Source organism: Kitasatospora sp. NPDC127035 (assembly GCF_042726075.1).
In the GTDB taxonomy this organism is placed as follows: domain Bacteria; phylum Actinomycetota; class Actinomycetes; order Streptomycetales; family Streptomycetaceae; genus Kitasatospora.
This window is the reverse complement of the sequence record NZ_JBHXDN010000001.1, coordinates 94,812-113,448: the sequence shown is the minus strand read 5'-3', so window position 1 is coordinate 113,448 and position 18,637 is coordinate 94,812. Positions and strand designations below refer to the sequence as shown.

Genomic DNA, 18,637 nt, shown 5'->3' with positions numbered 1-18,637 from the left:
CGTCAGTGAACGACTTGTCAGTGGCGACCGCCACACTGCCCACCAGTACGACGCACCACCCGCAGGGGGAGACGGAAGCGGTATGAGCACCGACATCTGGGCCTGGGTCCACGACACCCACCGCCGCCTGGCCGAGGCCGGCCACCACCGGCTGGCCGACGCCATCTACGAGCTCCCCGGCCACGCCAACGAGGGGCGGAACGAGCAGCTCGACGCCGTCTACCCCGAGGCGGTCGCCGCCGCCCGGGCCCTCGACCTGCCCTGGGTCGAGGTCTACCTGCGGCACTGGCGGATGCAGAACCTGCTGAACAAGCGGCACCAGGGCGAACAGGCGCTGCCCGAGGCGGTCGACCTGCTGGAGTTCGCGCACCGCGAGCAGACGGCCGGCTGCCCGCAGTCCGTCTGCGTGGTGCAGGACTTCGCGATCTGCCACGCCCGGGTCGACGGCCCCGGCTACGTGCCCGAGCGGCTCGCCGTGCTCAGCGAGACCCTGGAGCGGATCGAGCCGGCCCGGGCCTGCTTCGACTGCCTCTCCCGGGAGTACTCGGACGCCCTGGAGGACGACGGCCGCCCCGCCGAGGCGCTGACCTACCTGGACGCCGCCGCCGGCCGGATGCGTGCGTCCGGCCAGCAGCTCTCGCTCCACTTCCACCACGCCCGCGCCGGGACCCTGCACCTGCTCGGCCGGCACGAGGAGGTGCTCGCCCTCCTCGACACCGCCGAACAGGCCGAGCGCGCCCGCGGCCGGGAGGTCGACGAGAGCGACCGGCGCTGGGGCGCCCTGCTGCGGGCCCGCGCCCTGGCCTCGCTCGGTCGCACCGACGAGGCCACCGGCCTCCTGCCCGGCGCGGCCGAGGCGGAGCGTCACGCCGACCTCCGGCCGGCCTGGACCACCACCGTCGAGCTGCTGGTCGCCGCCGGCGCCCGGGAGAACGACGCCGAGCTGGGCATCACGCTGGCCGGCTGGGTCGGCTACCTCGACGGCACCGGCTCGCACCGGCCGTGCGTCGACCTGCTGCTCGCCGCCGGACGGCTGGCGCTGGCCCGCGGCGCCCGGACGGTCGCACTCACGCTCGCCGCCACCGGCGAGCGCAAGCTCGGCTCGCTGCGCCGCCGGGACGGCGTCGCCGAGCAGGTCGCGGAGCTCCGGGTGGCCGCCGAGGCGCTGCCCCGTCCCGGGCTGCCGGTCCCGGCGGAGGACCTGCCCGGCCACCTCGCCGAGGGCGGGGTGGCGTTCGAGACCGGCGCCGACCTGCTCTCCGTCGCCCTGGACCAGTACCGGGGCGAGCCGTCCGGCGCCACCGCGCTGGTCCTCCTGCAGGCCGGGGTGCTGGGCGGCCTCGGCCACCCGAGGGCCGCCGCCGACCTGCTCTGGCGGCAGCTGGACGCCGACCCGGCGGGCGAGGAACTGCCCGGCACGCTCGGCGCCTTCCTGATCGAGGCCGGCGACGGCGAGGGAGTGCGCCGGCTCGCCGACCGGCTGGCGGAGACCAGCCCGGCCGACGGCCACTGGGTCCGGGCCCGCTGGGCCGCCGCCGAGGGGCGCTGGGCCGAGGTGGTGGAGCAGTGCGAGGCGATCCTGGCGGCGCAGCCGGACCGGATCAACACCCGTCGGCTGGCCGCCGGCGCCGCCACCGAGCTGGGCGACCACGTCGCCGCGCAGCGCTTCTACCAGGACCTCCTGGTCCATGCGCTGCCCGCGGACACCGCGTCCGAGGAGGAGCTGCACCGGACGGTCCGGCCGGCCGATCTCTGGCACCTGATCACCGCCGCCACCGCCAACCGGGACTGGACGGTGGTCCGTTCCGCCGGCGCCCGGCTCGGCATCGAGTTCGACGAGCCCGAGGGCCCGGTGGACGAGGAGTGGCAGATCGTCACCGTCCGGGCCGGTCGGCGGGACGGCTCCACCGCCGACCTGCCCGCCGTCCGGACCGGCCCGGCCACCGCCCGGATCCTCCCGGTGCTCGGTGACGAGGTGCCGCTCAACCACGGCGACGTGGTGGTCTTCGCCCCCGCCCCGTTGGAGGAGCCGCCCGCCGAGTCCGCCCCGGAGGAGGAGCGGCGTGGCCGGCCCCCGGTGTTCGCCCTGCTCACTCTGCTCGACCCGGCCGGCTACACCACCTACTGGGTGGACGGCGGCTGGCCGGGCGACGAGGCGTGGGCCGAGCTGCGCGAGAAGCTGCGGGGCGAGGGCTACGCGGTCTGGGCGTACAGCGGCGACCAGTACACCATCACCGACCCGGCCGACGAGGACGCCGTGCTGCCCGGGATCTACGCGGCCCTCGCGGTGCCGCCCACCGCGCACGCCGCCGACGCCGACGCGCTGCTGCACCGGTTCACCGACTCCTGGCCGCACCCGCTGGCCTGGCTGGAGCTGGCCGAGGCGGCGGGTGCGGACACCGCCGCGCACCGGGAGGTGATCGAGCGGTACGGGCTGTAGTCCGGAGCCCCTGCGGCCACGGGGCGGACCTGACGGTAGGGGGAGTTCTTGGTGAATGCTTTACTGTTTCATTGCCAAGAGTCGACCCTTCAGGAGTCCGCCCCGTGACCAGCCTCGCCCTCGGCCCGTCCTGGCTCGATCCGACCTACCTGATCTCCACCTTCGAGCTGATCGGCATCCTCGCGATCGTCTTCGCCGAGTCCGGCCTGCTGATCGGCTTCTTCCTCCCCGGGGACTCGCTGCTCTTCACCGCCGGCCTGCTGGTCGCCGGCGACACCTACCTGCAGCAGCCGCTCTGGCTGGTCTGCTCGCTGATCGTGGTCGCCGCGGTGGCGGGGGACCAGGTCGGCTACCTGTTCGGCCGGAAGGTCGGACCGAGCCTGTTCCGGCGCCCCGACTCGCGGCTGTTCAAGCAGGAGAACGTGGAGAAGGCGGCTGCCTTCTTCGACCGGCACGGGCCCAAGGCGATCGTGCTGGCCCGCTTCGTGCCGATCGTCCGGACCTTCACCCCGATCGTCGCCGGGGTGAGCAGGATGAACTACCGCACCTTCGTCCTCTTCAACGTCATCGGCGGCGTGCTCTGGGGCGGCGGCGTCACCGTGCTCGGGTACTTCCTCGGGCAGATCCCGTTCGTCCGGGAGCACATCGAGGCGATCCTGATCGGCATCGTGCTGTTCTCGGTCGTCCCCGTGGCCGTCGAACTGCTCCGCGCCCGCCGGTCCCGGCCGTCCGCCGGGCCGGTGCCGTCCGCCGCGCAGGCAGGGTCCGCCGAGCACGCCCCGCCGGTGTCGGCCGGCGGCCGACACCGCGCCCGGTAGCACCCCGCGCCCGGCCGCGCACCCGCCGCCGCCGCGCCGCCGCCCTGCCGCTCCCGCCGCCAGCCGCCGCACCACCCCGCCTCGTGCGCCCACCCCGCCGGGGAGGAGCCCGGGCGGGGCCGTGCTCGCCGCCGCGTACATGTGCGTCCGGCAGTTCGATCAGGCAAGGTGTATCCGGAGATCGAACGGCGGCCCGGGGTGGCCCGGCGCCGTCAGGGGCGGCAAGGAGTGGAAGTGCCTAAGCGGGGCCGGTCGGGTGGCGGCAAGAGGGCCAGGGGCGGCCGAGCGGCCCGGCCCCAGCGGCAGGCCCGTCCGGCGCCCGGGGCGCAGCCGGTCCACCCGTCGGAGGCGCCGCCCACGGAAGGACTGCTCGGTCACCCCGCTCCCGTCGCCGAGCACACCGTGCTGGTGCCGTTCCTCCTGCCGGCCCCCGAGACCAAGGGCCTGCTGACGCCCGAGCCGGAGCCCGCACCGGAGCCCGAGCCGGAGCCCCTTCCCGAGCCGGAGCCCGGACCCGAGCCCCTCCCCGGGCCGGACCAGCCGCGGGCCGCGGCGTACCGCCGGCGTCCGGGTGCCGAGGACACCCTCACCCCCGAGGAGTGGCGCGCCGCCGGCTACACGCCGCCCACCGGCGTCGCCGTCCCCGCGCTCATGCCCGGCGCCCCCGGCGAGGCACCCTGGCCGGACCGGATGCGCACCCTGCTGCGCATCCCGATGTCCGAGCGCCCGTCCTTCGAGCGGACCGCCCGCGAGCTGCACCCCTCCGCCGGCCGCAACGTCCCCCGCATCCTCGACCTGACGCTCCGTATCGGCGAGCTGCTGCTCGCCAGCGGCGAGGCCGCCGAGGACGTCGAGGCGGCCATGCTCGGCATCGCGCACGCCTACCGGCTGGACCGCTGCGAGCCGCAGGTCACCTTCACCCTGATCGGCATCTCGCACCAGCCGTCGCTGGTCGAGCCGCCGATCACCGCCGACCGCGTGGTCCGCCGCCGGACCTCCGACTACACCCGGCTCAACGCGGTGTACGAGCTGGTCGCCGACATCACCGCCGAGAAGGTGAGCGTCAACGACGCGTACCGCAGGCTGGCGCTGATCCGCCGCAACCGGCACCCGTACCCGGCCTGGCTGCTCGCGCTGAACACCGGTCTGCTGGCCGGCGCGGCGACCTTCCTGGTCGGCGGGCGGATCGACGACAAGGCCTGGCTGGTCTTCATCAGCGCCTTCGTCGCCGCCGTGCTGGGTGACCGGATGGCCTCGACGATCGCCCGCCGCGGGCTGCCGGAGTTCTACCAGTTCGTGCTGGCCGCGATGCCGGCCGCCGCCTCCGGCCTCATCCTCTCCTTCAACGACCTGGGCCTGCGGGGATCCGTGGTGATCACCGGTGGGCTGTTCGCCCTGCTGCCCGGCCGGGCCCTGGTCGCCGCCGTCCAGGACGGTCTGACCGGCTTCTACATCACCGCAGCGGCCCGGCTGCTGGAGGTGATCTACCTGGTGGCGGGCATCGTCATCGGCGTGATGCTGATCCTGTACCTCGGGGTCGGGTTCCAGGCCAAGCTCCGGCCGGACGAGTCGCTGGTCGGGGTCAACTACCCGCCGGTCCAGATGATCGCCGCGCTGGTGCTGACGCTGGCCTTCGCGATGCTGCTGCAGACCGACCGCCGCTCGCTCGCCCTGGTCACCCTGAACAGCGGCATCGGCTGGGCCAGCTACGGCGTGCTGGTCTACAACGCCGCCATCTCGCCGATCGTCGCGACCGGCGTGGCGGCCGGCCTGGTCGGCCTCTTCGGGCAGCTGATGGCCCGCTACCGCAACGGCTCCGCGCTGCCGTACGTGACCGCCGCGATCGGGCCGCTGATGCCCGGCTCGGCGCTCTACCTCGGCATGCTCTCCTTCGCCCAGGGGCACGCGAGCGGGGGTCTGGTCCAGATCACCCGGGCCGCCGCGATCGCCCTGGCGCTGGCGATCGGGGTGAACCTGGGCGGTGAGATCGCCCGTCTCTTCATGAAGCTGCCGGTCGGTGTCGAGCGGCCGTCGCTGGCCCCGGTCGTCCCCCGGCGGGCGGCCAAGCGCACGCGGGGCTTCTGACGCCCCCACGGGCACGGGTTCGGACGCCGTTGGCCCCCGGGCCATGTCGTGGCAGAGCGGACGCAGTACCAGGAACGAAGGTAAGACGCATGACCACACTGCTGGACGGCTACCGCGACCACATCGTCGCCACGCACAAGCAACCGCTGCTCCTGCTGCTGGTCGGGTTCATCACGTCCTTCGTCTTCATCCGGTTCAGCGTGCGGATGATCAGGGCCCAGGTGCGCTGGTGGCCCGGCAACGTGACCCCCGGTGGGCTCCACATCCACCACATGGTGTTCGGTCTCGGCTTCCTGCTGGCCGGGGGGATCGGGGTGTTCGCCACCTACGGCGGGCACCCGTGGATCGACGTCTTCGGGCTGCTCTTCGGCATCGGCTGCGGTCTGGTGCTGGACGAGTTCGCGCTGATCCTGCACCTCGACGACGTGTACTGGAGCGAGCAGGGCCGCAAGTCGGTGGACGCGGTGATCTTCGGGATCCTCTTCACCGGCCTGCTGCTCATCGGGTACGTGCCGCTGGGTGTGGTCCCCGGCGAGGAGACCAGGTGGGGGCTGGTCACCGTGATCTCGATCAACGCGCTGGCCTCGATCGTGACCCTCCTCAAGGGCAAGGTGTGGACCGGTCTGCTCGGGATCATGGTGCCGGGCCTCTCCTGGATCGGTGCGATCCGGCTGGGGCGGCCGAGCAGTCCTTGGGCGCGCTGGCGCTACGCCACGCGCCCGCGCCGACGGGCGCGTGCGCTCCGGCGCGAGCGCCGACTGCACCGGCGTGCGGACATCGCCCGCACCTGGCTTTTCGACCTGATCGCGGGCGCCCCCGACAAGGTGCCGGCGAACCATCCCGCCGCGCACCGGGTGGCCGAGCGGATGGCCGCCCGGGCCAGTGCCCACCTCGACGCGCACACCGCCCGGGCACTGGCCCGCCGGTCCGCCCGGCTGGCCGACCGCCGCTCGGCGGCGGGCGCGGCGGAGCACGGGGCCGGAGGCCGGGGGGCCGGCGGCTTCGGCGGGTACGGCGCTCCGGCGGACCCGCCGGGCCGGGAGGGCGGCGCGCGGCAGCGCCGGCGCACCGTCCGGGCCGGCCGCAGCCGGACGTACGCGGCCCGTCCGACCGGTCTGGAGGCCCGGCCCGACCGCCCGCGCCGGTTGCGGACGCACACGCCACGGATCCGCCGGTAGTGCGTGTACCTTGCGTTGGAGCAGGTCCGAGGCCATCGGGTCGGGGCCAATGTCCGGTCAGATCATCCGATAGTCACCCGGCCGGCGGGTGCGGGCTTCAGGTGTGAAAGCCGCCCGGCTTGAGAACATGGCGGTCAGTGACCGTCTTGTCACGCAATGGGATGGTTCGTCCGGCCGTCATCGGCGGACGGGGGTCGTCGGGCCGCCCGGTCGTCGGGCCGTCGCCGGGCCGGTGCCGGATCTCGCCGAACGGGCGCGGTTCCGCCGCCGCCGGGTACGGCGGGCCGTCCTCCCTCGTGACCGTTCGAAGGGGTGACCCGTGGCGCGCAGAATCCTGCCGACCCTCCTGATTGCCCTCACCGCCCTGCTCGGTCTCCTTCCCGCGGCGACGGCCGCCCCCGCCGAGCCGGCCGCCCCAGCCGAGCCGGCCACCTCCGCCGAACCGGGCGCTGCCGCCCCCGTAGCAGCCGGGCCGGGGGAGGGGGCGTACCCGTCCGCCCAGGAGATCGACGAGTCCCGGGCCGAGGCCGACCGCCGGGCCGGCTCGGTCGCGGCCATCGAGGCCGGCCTCACCGCGGCCAAGGGCGAACTCGACCAGGCCGGCCGCACCGCAGAGCAGGCCGTCGAGGCCTACAACGGCGCGCAGCTCGGCCTCACCCGGGCCCGCGTCGAGGAGTCCGCCGCCGGCGACCGGGCCGCGGCGGCCGAGGCCGATCGGGTCGAGGCCGCGGAGAGCGCCGCCCAGTTGGCCGCCGAAACGTACCGGCAGGGCACCAGCGCCGGGCTCTCCGCCGTCAACGCGCTCCTCGGTGCCCGGGGGCCGCGCGAGGCGGGGGACCAGGCCGCCGTGGTCGGTGTCGCCAGCGACCGGACCCGGCAGATCCTCGACGCGGCGGTCTCGACGGCGGAAGCCGCCGGCCGGGCGTCCAGCGCCGCGCGGGTCGCCACCGAGACCGCCGCCCGGGCCGCAGCTGAGGTCGGCGCGGCCCGGGAGCGGGCCGATGCCAGGCTGACGGCGCAGCAGGAGCAGGTCGTCGCGGTCGGACTGCGGCGGGAGCAACTGCTCGCCGACCTCGCCGCCGCCCGGCACACCACCGTCGAGATGGAGCGGCAACGGCGCGAGGCACTGGAGGCGATCGCCGCCCGGGAGGCCGAGGCCGCCGCCCGCGCCGCTGCCGAGAAGGCCGCGGCGGAACGGGAGGCCGCGGAGCGGGCCGCGGCGGAACAGGCAGCCGCCGAGCGGGCCGCGGCGGAACGGGCCGCCGCCGAGCGGGCCGCGGCGGAGAAGTCGGCTGCCGATCGGGCGGCCGCCGAGAAGGCCGCTGCCGAGAAGGCCTCCGGGGCGGCGAAGGGGCCCGCCGCGCCCGCCGCCGTCCCGCCGCCCGCCCGGCCCTGGTCGGCCGAGGGCGCCGCCGCCGCGGTGGCCTTCGCGAAGTCCAGGATCGGCCTGCCCTACGTCTGGGGCGGCGAGGGGCCGGGCGGCTACGACTGCTCGGGGCTGACCATGATGGCCTGGCGTCAGGGCGGCAAGCCGCTCAACCACTTCGCCGCCGACCAGTACGCGCAGTCCTCCCCGATCACCTACCGTCAGCTGCGTCCCGGGGACCTGGTCTTCTGGAGCTCCACCGGTCGTGCGGCCGACATCCACCACGTCGGCCTGTACATCGGCGACGACCAGATGATCGAGGCCCCCCGCCCGGGCGCGCGGATCAAGCAGGCCAGCCTCTGGATCATGGGCACCCCCGACTTCTACGCCCGCCCCTGACCCGGGCCCCTCGCCGATGCAGGGTCCCCAAAGCCCCGGCAGAACCTCACGGCACTCGGATGTGCCACTGCCATGAGACCTGCCGTTCAGGGCTTCACTCGTGGGTGGTTCGGGCGGTAGCCCGGGTCGCCGGGGACGGGCGCTCAGCGCCTCGTCTCGTACCTGGTCAGGACCACGCCGCAGGGGAGCGTCCGCGTCTCCACCAGGTTGAGGTTCACCCAGTTGTCCAGCGCCGTGAAGAACGGCGTGCCGCCGCCCACCAGGACCGGCGCGGTGGCCAGCACGTACTCGTCAATCAGCCCGGCCCGCACGGCCGCCCCGGCGAGCGTCGCGCCGCCGATGTCCATCGGGCCGCCTTCCTCGGCCTTGAGCCGGGTGATCTCGGCGACCGCGTCGCCGGTGACCAGGCGGGTGTTCCAGTCGACCTCGTCGATCGTCGAGGAGAACACCACCTTCGACATGTCCCGCCAGCGGCGCGCGAACTCGATCTCCGCCGGGGTGGCGTCGGGCCGCCGGTCGCCGGTCGGCCAGTAGGAGCTCATCGTCTGCCACAGCTTGCGCCCGTACAGCGTCAGGTCGGTCGCCTGCAACTGGTCGGACCAGAACTGGAACAGCTCGTCGCTCGGCACGCTCCAGCCGATGTCGTCGCCGGGCGCGGCGATGTAGCCGTCCAGGGTCAGGTTCATGCCGTAGATCAGTTTTCGCATGGCGCCAGTCTTCCGTGAGTCGGTCTCACGCGTACGGACCGGCGCGGCCCGTCCATCCGTCCCCGACCCGCCGCCGACCCGTCCCCGACCCGCCTCCGACCCGAGGCCGGCACCGCCCGCAGGGCCACGGCCGCCGGGGGAATAAATCGGATGCCGTTGGCGAAAACCCGCCGTACGGTGGGCGAATGGGCATTGACGCACACGGTGGGACCCGTGACCCGGGCAGCCGGCCGGAGGAGCAGACCGACACCATCGGCGGCATCGAGATCCGGTCGATCGCCGAGGACGAGATCGAGCCGTGGGACCGGGCGCTCGTCGTCGGCTTCCTGCGCCCGCACGTCGGCAGCGCGGCCGACTACCGCAGACGGCAGTGGCAGCCGGGCCGGATGCTCACCGCCGTCGACGCGGGCAGGTTCGTCGCCACCTACCGCAGCTTCGACACCGAGCTGACCGTCCCCGGCGGCGCCGTCGTCACGGCGAACGCGCTGACGGCCGTCACGGTGACCGCCACCCACCGCCGGCGCGGACTGCTCAGCGGCATGATGGCCCGGGACCTCGCGGCGGCGCGCGAGCGCGGCGCGGCGGTCGCTATCCTCATCGCCGCCGAGTACAACATCTACGGCCGCTTCGGCTTCGGACCGGCCACCCGGGGCCACGGCTGGAACATCGACCTGCAGCGCGCAGGCGGCCTGCGGGCCGGGTTGCCCACGGTGCCCGGCGGGCGGATCGACCTCGTCACCATGGCGGAGCTCCGCAAGCTCGGCCCGGAGCTGCACGACCGCTGGCGGCTCACCCAGCCAGGTGCGATCGCCCGCGACGAGGTGATGTGGAAGCGCTACACCGGCGAGATCGAGGTGCCGGGCTTCGACTGGAAGGAGCCCTTCGCCGCCGTCCACCGGGACGCCGAGGGCACCGCCACCGGCCTGGCCGTCTACAAGATCGACGACGCCTGGGACGGTTCCTACCCGAACTGCACCCTCACCGTGCTCGACCTCTTCGCCCTCGACCGGGGCGCCGGCGCCGAACTCTGGCGCTACCTCGTCTCGGTGGACTGGGTGCGCAAGGTCGTGGTGGAGAACATCGGGCCGGACGACCCGTTGCCGCTCCTGCTGAACGACCCGCGCGCGGCCACCCCGTACGCGGACAACGCCGACTTCATGTGGCTGCGGGTGCTGGACGTCGAGGCGGCCTTCAACGCCCGGACGTACGGCGCGCCGGGCCGGGTGGTGCTGGAGGTGGAGGACCGCGACGGCTACGCGGCCGGCCGCTGGGCGATCGACGTGGGCGCGGACGGCACCGGCCGGTGCAGCCGGACCGCCGACGAGGCCGATCTGGCGATGGACGCCTCGGTGCTGGGCTCGCTCTACCTGAGCGGCGAGACGGTGCCGCGGCTCGCCGCGGCCGGTCTGGTCACCGAGCTGCGGCCCCGTGCGGCGGCCGACGCCGACCTGCTGCTCCGTACGCCACTGCTGGCATGGAACCTCGACGGCTTCTGATCCGTCGGCGACCGGCCGGCCCGTACGGGCCGGCCGGTCCCGTTGCCGGAGCCGTCGGCGACTACTTGACCGCCGTCCTGCCGATGGTGGGCAGGATGAAGTCCTGGATCAGGCCCTTGGCGTCGCGGACGATCGGGCGGAACACCCGGTAGCGCGAGAGGTTGATGACGCGTGCGGCCATGGGCGTCGACCGCCGGACGAACTCCCGGGTGCGCTCGGTGTCGGGCGTCCTGTCGAACACCCAGTAGAGCACCACGACCATGAGGTGCAGCCACAGGACGTCGGGCAGCAGCTCCACCAGCTCGGTGTCCAGCTTGGGCGCCAGGTCGGAGCCCTCCAACACCTCGCGGAACAGTGCCACGGCGGTGGCGCGGGCCGGGTGGGACTCGTTGGAGAACGGGCTGAGCGAGCTCGTCGGGTCGGCGGCGGTGCGGAAGAACTGCGCCGCGAACTCGTGGTACGGGGCGGCCGTGTCGAGCCAGGAGGTCAGCGCGATCTCCAGCCGCTCCGAGAACTCCCGGGTGTGGGCCATGCGGTTCCTGGCGTCCGCGGCGTGGTCGTACGTCATGCGGTCGTAGAACCCCTGGATCAGGAATTCCTTCGCCGAGAAGTAGTAGTACGCGTTGCCGACCGAGACGCCCGCCTCGGTGGCGATCGCCCGCATCGTGGTCTTCTCGTATCCGCGCTCCTGGAACAGCCGCATGGCCGTCTCCAGGATCAGGGCCCGGGTCTGCTCGCTCTTGTCGGTCTTCGGCTGGGCGCGGCTGCCGCGCGCCTCGGCCGACGGCGCCGCGGAGTTCGGCCCGGCGCCCTCGGCGCCGTCCGTTCCGCTGGTGCCGCTGGTCCCGTTCGTACCGTTCGTCGCTGCCAGGTCGTCCACGGGCCCGAGCCTAGCCCGATCGGTCAGTCCCAGGCGGTGTCGGTGCGGGCGGCACCGGATGCCCCCTGCGCATCCGGTGCCGTCGCTTCGCCGCCTTGTCTTTCGAACGCGTTCAAAAGCATGTCGTGACTGTAGCGGCAGAGATTGAACATGTTCAACACGGAGGGTGTGGCAAGCTCGTCACATGATCACCACCATTCGCCGGGGCACCGGACGCGACGCCGAGGCCGTGGCCGGGCTGCACGCCGCCAGCTGGCGGACCGCCTACGCCGGTATCGTCCCGGCGCCGGCGCTCGGTGACGGGCTGGCCGCCGAACGGCGCGAGATCTGGGCGCTGCGGCTCACCGTCGACTACGGCGATCCGGAGGTCACCCCCGAGCTGCTGGTCGCCGAACGGGCCGACGTGGTCGTCGGGTTCGCCTACCTCGTCCCCCAGCCGGACGGCCGGGTGCTGCTCGACAACCTGCACGTCCGCCCCGGGCTCACCGGCGGCGGCATCGGCCGCGAGCTGATGGACGCGGCGCTCGCCCACGTCGCCACCCGCCACCCGGGCGCCGACCTCTACCTGGAGGTGCTGACCGCCAACACGCGGGCGGTCGCGTTCTACGAGCGCGCCGGGGGTCGGCGCACGGCGACCGGCGAGGGTGTCTTCCCCGGCGGCTACCGGCTGCCCGAGTACGAGTACACCTGGCCGGCCCGGGTGCACCGGACCGAGGTCGGGGACCGTCCGGCCGGGGCGGACGCCGCCACCGGTCAGTCGCGGTCGTAGACCGTCACCGGTATCCCCCGGTCCGTCAGGCGGGCCGTCACCAGCGGCTCCACCAGCTCCCACCGGCCGCCGGCCGGCCCGCACCCGATCCGCGGCATGTGGACCGATGCCCCCAGCCCGGCCGCGTGCCCGCCGAGCGCGGTCAGCGCCGTGTCGATCGCCTCGTACCGCACCGGCACCGCGGTCGAGCGGGCCGTGCGGATGCCGTGCTGTCCCACCATGTTGGCCACCCAGAGGGACTCGTCGACCCGGACGAACTGCACGGCGCCCAGGCCGAAGTCGTTCCCCGCGCGCTCCCGGTGCCAGCGGCGGAAGGCCCGCTCCGGCTCCGGCCACCGGCGCGAGAGCGCCAGGACGAACCCCCTTCCCCAGCCGCCCAGGTCGTTGCACACGTGCGCGATGACCTTCACGCCCTGGTCCCGGGGAGCCGTGGCATCGCCACGGACGTACCGGACGGCGCTCTCCGTTGTCATGATTCGAACGTTAGTACGCGCCACTGACGGAACGCGCGGCAGTTTCGTCCGAAGCCCTCGAAGCCCTCGAAGCCCCCGACTTCCCCGAGGCCGTCGGCGCTTCCGACGCTTCCGGGGCCGTCACCGCTGCGGTCTCCGGAGCGGCGTCCGCAGGCGCCGCCACCCCCGCCACCCCCAGGTGGCGCCGCCCGGCCAGGGCGATCAGCAGGGCGAGTGAGGCGGCCCCGGCCGGGAGCCAGAAGCCGGCCCCCGGTCCGGCCTGCTCCGCGACCACGCCCGCCAGCGAGGAGCCGGCCGAGATCCCGACCAGGATCCCGGACACCGCGATCGCCATCGCCTCGTTCAACTGCCTCTGCGGCAGCAGCTCCTGGATGAGGGTCATCCCGGTGACCATGGTCGGCGCGGTACCCGTCCCGGCGACGAAGAGCGCCGCCCCGAGCAGTGCGAGCCCGGCCCCGCCGAGCCCCGCGGCCAGCGGCAGGAGCAGCAGTCCGGCCATCGCGGCGACGCCCCACAGAAAGCGGACACCCGGTGCCCGGCGCGGGCGGAGGGTCCCGAACGCCAGCCCGGCCACGCAGGACCCGGCGGCCACCAGCCCCAGCAGCACCCCGGCCACCGGCCGTCGGCCCAGGGCGTCGGCGTACGCGACGGTGGTCAGTTCCAGCGAGCCGAAGATCACGCCCGTGGCGAGGAAGGTCAGCACCAGCACCCGCAGCCCCGGCGCCCGGAGCGGCGAGCCGTGCCGCTCGCCCGCCGCCCGCTCCGCCAGGGGCGGTTCGGTGCGCCGCTGGGCCGCGAAGAGCAGGGCGCCGCCGGTGCCGAACGCTCCGGCGGTCAGCATCCCGGCCTCCGGCGCGAACGCGGTGCAGAGCACCATGCCGAGCACCGGTCCGGCCATGAAGCAGAGCTCGTCCAGCGCCTGTTCGAAGGAGTTGGCCAGATGCCGTGCGGCCGGGTCGTCCCGGTACAGGTGTGCCCAGCGGGCCCGCGCCATGCCGCCCAGATTGGGTGCGGCCGCGCAGGCCGCCCAGCACGCGTAGAGCGTCCAGTCGGGCGCTTCGAACCGGACGAGCAGCAGCAGTCCGGTGAACGGCAGCGCGTTGTACAGGGCGGCCGGCACCGCCACCCGTGACTGCCCGTACCGGTCGACCAGCCGTCCGAGCAGCGGCATGCCGATCGCCCCGGTGGCCAGCCCGGCCGCCGCGACGGTGCCCGCCAGCGCGTACGAACCGCGCCGGTCGGCGAGCAGCACCACGAGGGAGACGCCGGTCATCGACATCGAGAGCCGGCCGAGCAGCCCGGCGAGGGTGAACGCGGCGGTGCCGGGCCGGGTGAACAGCCGGCGGTACGAGGCGAGCATGGGACTCCGCGGGGAGAGGAGGGGGGAGGGACCCAGCCTCGGTCCGGCGACCGGTCGTGGTCCAACACCTGTTTCGCCGCACTGACAACAGAATGCTGTCGATCGACCCGGCCCGACCTCGTTGCTAGCCTGCCGCCATGTCCCGTGACCTGCACCCCCGCCTGCTCCGAGGCTTCGTGGCGACCGCCGAGACGCTGCACTTCGGCCGGGCCGCCGAGCGCCTGCACGTGGCCCAGCAGGCGCTCAGCCGGGATGTGCGCGCGCTGGAGCGGCTGCTCGGCGACGCGCTGTTCACCCGGACCACGCGGAGCGTCGAACTCACCCCGGCCGGGCTCGGGTTGCTGCCCCGGGCGCGCCGTCTGCTGGCCCTGCACGACGAGATCCTGAGCGGTGCCGCCCACCGCCCGCTGCTGCTCGACCTCAACAGCGACGTCACCGGACCCGACCTCACCGGCGGCCGGTTGCTCGAACGGGCCCGCGCGGCCCGGCCGGACGGCGAACTCCTGGCACGCTTCCACGGTGGTCTCGCGGCGGCCTCGGCCGAGCTGCTCGCCCACCGGCTGGACGTCTCGTTCGGCCGGTTCGCCGGCCTGCCGGCCGGGGTGCGGGCCCAACTCGCGCAGGTGCCGGTCCGGTTGGAGCGGGTGTCGGTGATGATGAAGGCCGGGCACGTACTCGCCGGCCGGCCGGCGCTGCGTCTCGCCGACCTGGCCGGGCACCCGGTGGACGTGTGCGCGGGCAACCCGGCCACCACCGAGTGGGCCGATCTCGGAGTCCGGCTGCTGCGCGAGCACGGCCTGACCCCGGCCGCGCCGTACGTCCCGCCGGTCGGCGTGGACGAGACAGCCCGCTACCTCGCCCGGCACGGCGATCCGATGCTGACCACCGTCGGCGGCCCGTTGATCCCGGGAGCGGTGAACGTGCCGCTGGTGGATCCGGTGCCGCTCAGTCTGGTGAGCCTGGTGCACCGCCCGGACCTGCGGCACCCCGGGCTGGTCGCGTTGCGTGCGGCTGCGGTCGAACTCGGCGCGCGTGAACAGTGGTTGCGTCGGCCGGCGGGCAGCTGGCTGCCCGCGGCGGACGGCGCGCTGCTGGCCGTCTGAGCGCCGAGCGGACCCGAGCCGGGCGGCAGGGTGCGGCGGGCGGGGTGGGCCGGACTCGGGCGGGGCCTCGGCGTGGCCGGATCCGGCCGTCAAATCCGTGTGCGAACCGGGCGCCCGACAGGAATCACGCCGTAAGCGGCTGTTGTTGTGGCCGAGTACGACCTCGCCCCTGCCGCTCGGGGGTCGGCAGGGGTGAGGCGGATGCGGGCGCGCGGTCGGCCGGGGGAGCCGAAGGGCGCGCCCGCGGCATGCGGGGCACAGGGCCCGTGGCCGAGGTCGGCCGGGTCAGGCCGCCTTCACTGCGGAGATGTCGAAGCTGAGCTTGACCTTCTCGCCGATCAGCACGCCGCCGGTCTCCAGCGCGGCGTTGTAGGTCAGGCCCCAGTCGGTGCGGTCGAGGACGGCCGAGCCCTCGAAGCCGACCCGCTCGGCGCCGTAGGCGTCGGTGGCGGTGCCGGTGAAGTCCAGGTCCAGGACGATCGGGCGGGTGGTGTCCTTGATCGTGAGCTCGCCGGTCATCCGGTAGGTGTCGTTGCGCACCCGCTCGGCGGAGGTGCTGCGGAAGCGCATCTCGGGGTAGGTCTCGGCGGCGAAGAAGTCGCCGGTGCGGAGGTGCTCGTCGCGCTGGGTCTGGTTGGTGTCGATGCTCGCGACCTTGATCACCAGCTCGGCGCTGGAGTTGACCGGCGTGGTGCCGTCCAGGTGCAGCTTGCCGTCGTACTCGGTGAAGCGGCCCTTGACGTTGGTGACCATCGCGTGGCGGACGGAGAAGCCGATCTCGCTGTGGGTGGTGTCGATCGCCCAGTCGCCGCTGAGGTGGCCGAGGTCCGGCCCGGTGGGTGCGTCGACGACGGCGGTCGCGGTGCCGGTGGTCGCGGTGGTGGCGGTCTTGTTGCGGTTGAACAGGCCCATGGCTCCTCCTCGGGTTCGAAGCCAGTTGTTTAGGCTTCAACTTGATGGCTCCACCATAGACCCGTTTCGTTCAAAGTTCAACCAATGGCGCGACGGCCCTCGCCCGGAGTGTCCGGGCCGGGCCGTCGCGGTCGGGTGGAGGTCGTCAGTCGACCTGCGCCAGCTCCTCGCCGACCAGCTCGAAAGCGGTCCGGCCGTCCAGTGACTCGCGGATGATGTCGGCGTGCCCGGCGTGCCGCGCCGTCTCCTCGATCAGGTGCAGCAGCACCCAGCGCGCGGTGCGCCGCGAGCCGGCCGGGAACCACGGCGCCTCCGGCAGCGGCGCGTCCACCTCCAGGTTCGGCAGCTCCTCGATGATCCGCTCGGTCTCCGCGGCCACCTCCGCGTACCGCTCCAGCCAGTCGGCCAGGGTCTCGCCCTCGGTCAGCGCGAAGGAGCTCTCCCGGTAGTCGTGCCGACCCTCCGCGCGGTCCAGCAGGATGCCGACCACCCACTCGCGCTCGCAGATCGCCGCGTGCTTGACCAGCTCGGCCAGCGAGAGGGCGCTGGCGCTCGGCCGGGTGGCGGCCTGCTCCTCGGTCAGTCCGAGGACGGCCCGGCGCAGGCCGCCGCGCTGCGCGGCGACGAAGGAGAGGAGGGCGTTGCGCTCGTCGGTCTCGGCGTTCACCAGGGTGGGCATGGTCGGCAGGCCTCTCGTCGGTGGGGTGTTCCCGCTTCGGTAGTACTGAAGGTATCGGCCAACTAGGTCAGATCCTGTCCTCCTCGGGGCGGGGTTCGAGGCCGGTTCGTCGAGTGCCGCATCGGTATCGTCGGACCTCGGACGTGCGAGCGGAGGAACGCCTCCGGCCGCGTTGCCCACCCCCGCGACTTGACCCTCGACCTGGTCGAGCCCCCAGAGTCCCCGACATGGAGAGCGACCTGCGAAGCATCGGTGAGCTGGCCCGTGACAGCGGCCTGAGCGTGAGCGCGCTGCGCTTCTACGACGGCGCCGTCGTGCTCGCCCCGGCCTGGGTCGATCCCCGGACCGGCTACCGCTGGTACGCGCCCGGACAGCTCGCCGACGCCCGGCTGCTCGCCCGGCTCCGACGGGTGGGCCTGCCGCTGGCCGACATCCGGGCCGTCCTCGGCGCGGCCCCGGGCGCCGCAGTCGCCCACCGGGTGCTCGACGCGCACCTCGGCCGGCTGGAGGACGGCCTCGCCGACGCCCGCCGGGAGCTCTCCCTGATCCGCCGACTGATCGACCAGAGGGAGAGTCCCATGACCGTCACCACGATCGAGCACCGCTTCACCGTTCCCGCCCGGGAGCTGGCCGACGCCCTGGACGCGGTCCGCTTCGCTGTGGGCAGTGACCCCGAACTTCCGGTCCTGGCGGGCGTGCTGTTCGACCTGGACGGCGGCCTGCTGCGGCTGGTCGCCACCGACCGTTACCGGATGGCGCTCGCCGAACTGCCCGTGACCGCCGACCGGGTGGCCGACGCCCCGGCCGCCCCCGCAGCCCCCGCAGCCCCCGATGCCCCCGACGTCCCTGCCGCCGCCGGTGCGTCCGTCGCCGTGATCGTCCCCACCGCCCTGGTCGACGCCGTCCGCGCGCTGCTGGGCTCGGGTGCCGAGCGGGCGGAACTGGCGCTCGGCGACGGCTCCGTCCGGGTCGAGACCGGGGGCCACCGCATCGAGGGGGCCACCCTCGGCCACGACTACCCCGACTACCGTGCGCTGGCCCGACTCGACCCCGTCCACCGGGTGGACCTGTCCGCCGCCGAACTCCGTGACGCCGTCCGGTCCGCGGCCACCGGCAGCCTGCCGTCCGGCCCGCACGGCGCCGACTGCGAGGTCGCCGTTCTCACGCTCGACGCCGACGGCCGGCTCACCGTCGCGGCCCCCGACGCGGAGCGGGTCCCGGAGTCCGTCCGGGTGGCGGTCAACCGGGACTTCCTCCTGGAGGCCCTCCCGGACGCCGGTCCCGGTCAGCTCGTCCTCGAACTCGGCGGCCCCGTGGCGCCGCTCGCCATCCGGACCCCCGGCCACCCCGGGACCTTCTCGATCCTGATGCCCGTCCGCCTCCCGGCCTGACCTGCCGGACCTGACCGGCGGCTCCTCGGCGGCTGGGTCACCGAGGAGCCCGGCCGGGTGTCCGGTCGTCGCCGGCGGGGCGGAACCGCGCGTTTGCTGGTGCTAGCACTTCGCTTGCATTTGCAAGCAGGGTGGGGCAGGGTGGTCGCATGGCCTCACTGAACGTCGGCTCGCTGGGCGAGTACATCCGCGAGCAGCGGCGGAACGCGCAGTACTCGCTGCGGCAGTTGGCGGAGGTCGCCGGCGTGTCCAATCCGTACCTCAGCCAGATCGAGCGAGGGTTGCGCAAGCCGAGCGCGGAGATCCTGCAGCAGATCGCCAAGGCGCTGCGGATCTCGGCGGAGACGCTCTACGTCCAGGCCGGGATCCTGGAGGAGCGGCGCGGTGAGGGGCTGGAGCTGCGGGCCTCGATCCTGGCCGATCCACTGATCAGCGAGCAGCAGAAGCAGGCGCTGCTCGCGGTCTACGACGCCTTTCTCAAGGAGAACGCCGCCGACGGGCGACCCGGTGCGGACGAGCGTACGGACGAGCGTACGGACGAGGACGAGGGCAAGACGCCCTGAACACCACGGGAGGACCGG

The 18,637-nt window shown here is 74.1% G+C and carries 16 protein-coding genes; 10 read left to right on the top strand and 6 right to left on the bottom strand.

The window, feature by feature from the left end:
* The first annotated feature begins 82 nt into the window (after nt 1-82).
* The 5 genes from ACFWIC_RS00505 to ACFWIC_RS00485 all read left to right on the top strand — a co-directional run bounded on the left by ACFWIC_RS00505 (nt 83) and on the right by ACFWIC_RS00485 (nt 8,286).
* Nucleotides 83-2,440, top strand: coding sequence for a hypothetical protein (locus tag ACFWIC_RS00505; protein WP_380514564.1), 2,358 nt, complete (start codon nt 83-85; stop codon nt 2,438-2,440).
* Nucleotides 2,441-2,544: 104 nt separating this feature from the next.
* On the top strand, nt 2,545-3,258 hold the full coding sequence (locus tag ACFWIC_RS00500; RefSeq protein WP_329952339.1) for a VTT domain-containing protein: 714 nt from the start codon (nt 2,545-2,547) through the stop codon (nt 3,256-3,258).
* Between the two features lie 234 nt (nt 3,259-3,492).
* On the top strand, nt 3,493-5,343 hold the full coding sequence (locus tag ACFWIC_RS00495; protein WP_329885627.1) for a threonine/serine exporter family protein: 1,851 nt from the start codon (nt 3,493-3,495) through the stop codon (nt 5,341-5,343).
* 89 nt (nt 5,344-5,432) lie between these two features.
* Nucleotides 5,433-6,521 (top strand): hypothetical protein, encoded by a 1,089-nt coding sequence (locus ACFWIC_RS00490; protein WP_380514560.1) that lies wholly within the window; start codon nt 5,433-5,435, stop codon nt 6,519-6,521.
* Nucleotides 6,522-6,840: 319 nt separating this feature from the next.
* Nucleotides 6,841-8,286 carry a C40 family peptidase gene (locus ACFWIC_RS00485; protein ID WP_380514557.1) on the top strand — a complete coding sequence of 482 codons (1,446 nt, stop codon included), beginning with the start codon at nt 6,841-6,843 and terminating at the stop codon, nt 8,284-8,286.
* A 143-nt stretch (nt 8,287-8,429) separates the two neighbouring features.
* Here the strand turns inward: ACFWIC_RS00485 and ACFWIC_RS00480 are convergent, their stop codons facing one another.
* A complete protein-coding gene (locus ACFWIC_RS00480; RefSeq protein WP_380360403.1) occupies nt 8,430-8,993 on the bottom strand; it encodes a dihydrofolate reductase family protein in 564 nt (187 codons plus the stop codon).
* A gap of 185 nt (nt 8,994-9,178) precedes the next feature.
* Between ACFWIC_RS00480 and ACFWIC_RS00475 the strand changes: the two genes are divergently transcribed.
* Nucleotides 9,179-10,489: a GNAT family N-acetyltransferase gene (locus ACFWIC_RS00475; RefSeq protein WP_329951372.1), complete on the top strand. Its 1,311-nt coding sequence runs from the start codon at nt 9,179-9,181 to the stop codon at nt 10,487-10,489.
* Nucleotides 10,490-10,550: 61 nt separating this feature from the next.
* Here ACFWIC_RS00475 and ACFWIC_RS00470 read toward each other — a convergent pair whose 3' ends face one another.
* Complete coding sequence (locus tag ACFWIC_RS00470) at nt 10,551-11,369, bottom strand: TetR family transcriptional regulator (RefSeq protein ID WP_380360405.1); 819 nt, start codon at nt 11,367-11,369, stop codon at nt 10,551-10,553.
* 184 nt (nt 11,370-11,553) lie between these two features.
* Here ACFWIC_RS00470 and ACFWIC_RS00465 point away from each other — a divergent pair, with 184 nt between their 5' ends.
* Nucleotides 11,554-12,138 (top strand): GNAT family N-acetyltransferase, encoded by a 585-nt coding sequence (locus ACFWIC_RS00465; RefSeq protein WP_329885621.1) that lies wholly within the window; start codon nt 11,554-11,556, stop codon nt 12,136-12,138.
* Here ACFWIC_RS00465 and ACFWIC_RS00460 read toward each other — a convergent pair.
* Together ACFWIC_RS00460 and ACFWIC_RS00455 are read right to left on the bottom strand one after the other, a co-directional pair.
* Nucleotides 12,123-12,611 carry a macro domain-containing protein gene (locus tag ACFWIC_RS00460; protein ID WP_380514552.1) on the bottom strand — a complete coding sequence of 163 codons (489 nt, stop codon included), beginning with the start codon at nt 12,609-12,611 and terminating at the stop codon, nt 12,123-12,125. The two genes, ACFWIC_RS00465 and ACFWIC_RS00460, sit on opposite strands and share 16 nt — an antisense overlap.
* Before the next feature lie 10 nt (nt 12,612-12,621).
* Nucleotides 12,622-13,971: an MFS transporter gene (locus tag ACFWIC_RS00455; protein ID WP_380360409.1), complete on the bottom strand. Its 1,350-nt coding sequence runs from the start codon at nt 13,969-13,971 to the stop codon at nt 12,622-12,624.
* A gap of 137 nt (nt 13,972-14,108) precedes the next feature.
* Between ACFWIC_RS00455 and ACFWIC_RS00450 the strand changes: the two genes are divergently transcribed.
* Nucleotides 14,109-15,074: a LysR family transcriptional regulator gene (locus ACFWIC_RS00450; protein ID WP_380514549.1), complete on the top strand. Its 966-nt coding sequence runs from the start codon at nt 14,109-14,111 to the stop codon at nt 15,072-15,074.
* A gap of 285 nt (nt 15,075-15,359) precedes the next feature.
* On the opposite strand, the gene ACFWIC_RS00445 is transcribed toward ACFWIC_RS00450, so the two are convergent.
* On the bottom strand, nt 15,360-15,986 hold the full coding sequence (locus tag ACFWIC_RS00445; RefSeq protein WP_329885617.1) for a YceI family protein: 627 nt from the start codon (nt 15,984-15,986) through the stop codon (nt 15,360-15,362).
* 145 nt (nt 15,987-16,131) lie between these two features.
* On the bottom strand, nt 16,132-16,665 hold the full coding sequence (locus ACFWIC_RS00440) for a DinB family protein (protein ID WP_380514547.1): 534 nt from the start codon (nt 16,663-16,665) through the stop codon (nt 16,132-16,134).
* 227 nt (nt 16,666-16,892) lie between these two features.
* On the opposite strand from ACFWIC_RS00440, the gene ACFWIC_RS00435 reads away from it, so the two are divergent.
* Complete coding sequence (locus ACFWIC_RS00435) at nt 16,893-18,056, top strand: MerR family transcriptional regulator (RefSeq protein WP_380514544.1); 1,164 nt, start codon at nt 16,893-16,895, stop codon at nt 18,054-18,056.
* Between the two features lie 149 nt (nt 18,057-18,205).
* Nucleotides 18,206-18,619, top strand: coding sequence for a helix-turn-helix domain-containing protein (locus ACFWIC_RS00430; RefSeq protein WP_380360415.1), 414 nt, complete (start codon nt 18,206-18,208; stop codon nt 18,617-18,619).
* The last annotated feature ends 18 nt before the right edge of the window (nt 18,620-18,637 follow it).